At 70.3% G+C, this 3,285-nt stretch carries 2 protein-coding genes; both read left to right on the top strand.

Annotated elements, in window-relative coordinates; all coding sequences use genetic code 11:
- Positions 1 to 2,718, top strand: a 2,718-nt coding sequence (locus AB0O00_RS33460) for a glycohydrolase toxin TNT-related protein (protein WP_363658256.1), incomplete at its 5' end; no start/stop codon positions are given.
- The gene (locus AB0O00_RS33455; RefSeq protein WP_363658254.1) at positions 2,709 to 2,981 is read left to right on the top strand and encodes a hypothetical protein; all 273 of its coding nucleotides are present in this window, start codon (positions 2,709 to 2,711) and stop codon (positions 2,979 to 2,981) included. The genes AB0O00_RS33460 and AB0O00_RS33455, both read left to right, overlap by 10 nt.
- The last annotated feature ends 304 nt before the right edge of the window (positions 2,982 to 3,285 follow it).

Genomic DNA, 3,285 nt, shown 5'->3' with positions numbered 1-3,285 from the left:
GCCCGCGCCAAGGCCGCGGCCGCCGAGGCCACCCGTGCCGCCAACGCCACCGCCGCGATCGCCAACCAGGCCGCCGCGGCGGCCGGTGACGCCCAGCGCGCCGCCAACGAAGCCGCCGCACACGCAGAAGCCGCAGCTACAGCCGCCGACGAAGCCGCCAAACACGCCGGCGACGCGAACACCGCCGCCAACGTCGCACAGGCGGCCGCCGCCGCAGCCGACGCGGACGCCAACTCCGCGGCGAACTCCGCCGCCCAGGCCCACCAGGTCGCCGACGTCGCCCGCGCCTGCGACGCCGAGCGCCTCGCCGCCCAGCAGGCCGCCGAGGTGGCCGCCGCCGACGAGGCCTCGCGCGCGGCGGACCTGAAGGCGAAGACCGCCGCCTGGGAGTCCGGCAAGGCCACGCAGCTCGCCGCCGACACCGACCAGCTGATCAAGGACGCGACCGCGGCCGGAGTCGACCCGAAGACTGCCGTGCTCAAGGGCCGTCAGGTCGCCTTCCGCCTGCTCGACTCCGCCGGCCCGTGGACCAAGGCCGCCGCGCAGACGGCACTGGAGGGCGACGACTACACCGTCCAGACGTTCCTGAGCACCGACCTGACGGTCGCCCGCGACCGCGACGACCGCACCAGCGTCATGGCCATCGCCCGGAACTCCGGAAAGATGGAACTGCGCCTGGCCGCGGAGACCGCGTCCGTCGGCACCTCCGACCAGGTCCGCGCGTTCCTCGCCACCGGCCAATACCCGGGCAAGGACGACGACGACCGCGTCGCGCTCGCCCAGATCATGGCCGCCGGCGGCCCCGGCATGAAGGCCGCGGCCGCCAAGGCGCTCGACGGCACGATCGACGACGTCCGCGCCTTCCTGACCGTCGGCCAGTTCAAGGCCCGTGACGACGACAACCGCGTCGTCGTCGGTCAGCTGCTGACCACCGGCGGTCCCGAGGTCAAGGCCGCAGCCCAGGCCGTCCTGTCCGGCCCCGCCGACCGCCTCGTGCCATTCCTGCAGACCGGGATCCTGAAGGCCCAGCAGCGCGACGCGATGACCGCCACCCACGTGGCCACCATCGCGTCCTACCTGGCGACCATCGACGGCTCGGTCGCCCAAGCCCGCCAGTACGCGGCCCAGGCCGCCCAGTCGTACGCCACCGCCCGCGGCGCCGCCAACGAGGCCGCCGGCTACGCCAACACGGCCGCCCAGTCCGCCCAGCAGGCCCAGGGCTTCGCAAACCAGGCCGCACAATCCGCCCAGCAGGCCCAGGCCTCCGCCCAGCAGGCCGCCGGCTACGCCAAGCAGGCCCAGGCCTCGGCTGTCACCGCCAACGCCGCTGCCCGCAGCGCCAGTTTCTCGGCAGCGGCAGCCACCAGCTACGCCGCCCAGGCGAGCCAGTACGCGGCCACCGCGAAGACCGCCGCCGACCAGGCGAAGGCCTCCGCCGCCGCCGCGAACAAGAGCAAGGAGGAGGCGCAGAAGGCCGCCGCCGACGCCAAGGACGCCGTCTTCACCAAGCAGTGCACCGACACCATCGACGGCCAGCTGCAGAGCCAGACCGCCACCGTCGATGACCGGGGCCGCGTCTCCTACGTCGAAGCCGTCCCCCAGGACGACATCACCCCGAAGATCATCAGCCAGGATTCGGGGAGGTGCATCCCCGCCGAGCCCCTCTTCATCGCCCTGTTCCACATCGGAAACTGGCGCGAGGACAAAGCGGACCACGGCAAGCTGGTGTGCGACCTGCCGGTCACCGTCAAGGTCACCGGCACGATCAACTACGTCCTGAGGACCTGCCCCGAACCGGGGCTCTCCATCGCTGCCTGCGCAGGAAAGTACAAGGTCTGGGACACCGTTCTCGTCAGCAGCGTGCCCCTGAAGGACGTCCAGTACAACACCACCGTCAAGCAGCCGCTCGTCACCCAAGAAGAGTTCATGATGAAGCTCGTCTTCGGCGACTTCATCGAATGCTGGAACAAACCCGACTTCAACGGCCCCTGCGCCTTGGCGGCGGCCACCTTCATCCCCTTCGGCACCCTCGCCAAGGGTGCCAAGGTGATCGTCGCCGCCAAGGTCGCGATGGAGACCGGGATCGGCGTCGACGCGGCGATGCTCGCGCTCCGGAACACCCTCGATGCGGCCAGCCTGGCGCGGGTGAAGCTGGAGGCCACGTACGACGTCTGGAAGACCGCCAACCTCCTCCAGGCGCAGGGCAAGTTCGGGCCGGCGACCATGCCGGCCAAGGTGGCGAACCTCACCCAGGGTTACAACCCGTTCGGTAGCCTCAGCCGCCTCGACTTCGTCAAGACGTTCTGGACGGAAAAGGCGTACCAGAACAGGGTCACGGGCGCGTGGGAGCCCGGCTGGAAGTACCCTGGGGACGACTACGCAAAGCCGGGGACCCAGGTCATGCTGGCGAAGGGCGACATCAAGGCGGGCGACGTCTGGGATCGCTTCGGCGACAGCGGCGGCAGGTGGCTCTCGCCTGCGGCGGAGAACGCGTCCTTCGGCTCGCGGTCCATCCCGCCGGACAGCCTCAGCCTGGATTACAACCGCTACAAGTGGGCCAAGGACTACGACTCCGGCGCGGGTACCATCGAGCGGAGCAAGGCCGCGCCCTGGTTCGGGCAGGAGGGCGGTGCGACCCAGTTCAAGACCGAGAAGACCGTGAGCGAGCTCTGCGTGGCGGGGTATCTCGTCTTCGAGGACGGAAGGGCATGCAAATGAATCGCCACCGGCTCCTGGCAGCCCTGCAGGCAGCCGGCGTCCCGGATCGCTGGTACGGCATCAACACCCGGGATCTGAAATCCTTCAAGTTCATCCCGGAGTCGGTGCCAGTTCTGACCCAGGCGCTCGACGGCCGCTGGTACATCGAGTACTTCGAGCGCGGTGAGCAGCGCGACCTCGCGGTCTTCGACGCCGAAGAGGAGGCCTGCGCCTACCTGTACGACCGCGTCACGGAACAGTGGAACCACCACCAGCCCCAGTGACCGAACCGTTCCGGCAGGCGAATCCGCCTGCCAGGCCGTCGTTCATCGGGCCGTCGCAAAGATCCTTGATCGACCTTGCCTGCGCTTCCTTGAGCATCTGACGGCCTGAGCAGAACGACCACCTCCGGGCGTGCAGCCGGTGCGGATCACACACGGGCCGCGCGCCCTGTGTTTGGCCGCCTGCGCCGGCCCGGGGCCAGGAGGGGAGGCGACCGTCCGGGTGCGAACGGCGAGCACAGCGGGCACAGCAGGCACCGACCTGGCAGCCGACGCGCACGTCAGCCCCGCCAGGACCCGCCTCTAC

It is taken from the genome of Kitasatospora sp. NPDC093558 (genome assembly GCF_040683475.1).
Taxonomy (GTDB): domain Bacteria; phylum Actinomycetota; class Actinomycetes; order Streptomycetales; family Streptomycetaceae; genus Kitasatospora.
This window is presented reverse-complemented; position numbering and strand designations above follow the sequence as displayed.

Excerpts from the sequence above, each read along its gene's own strand:
- AB0O00_RS33455 (WP_363658254.1), top strand. The coding sequence starts at position 2,709 with ATGCAAATGAATCGCCACCGGCTCCTGGCAGCCCTGCAGGCAGCCGGC.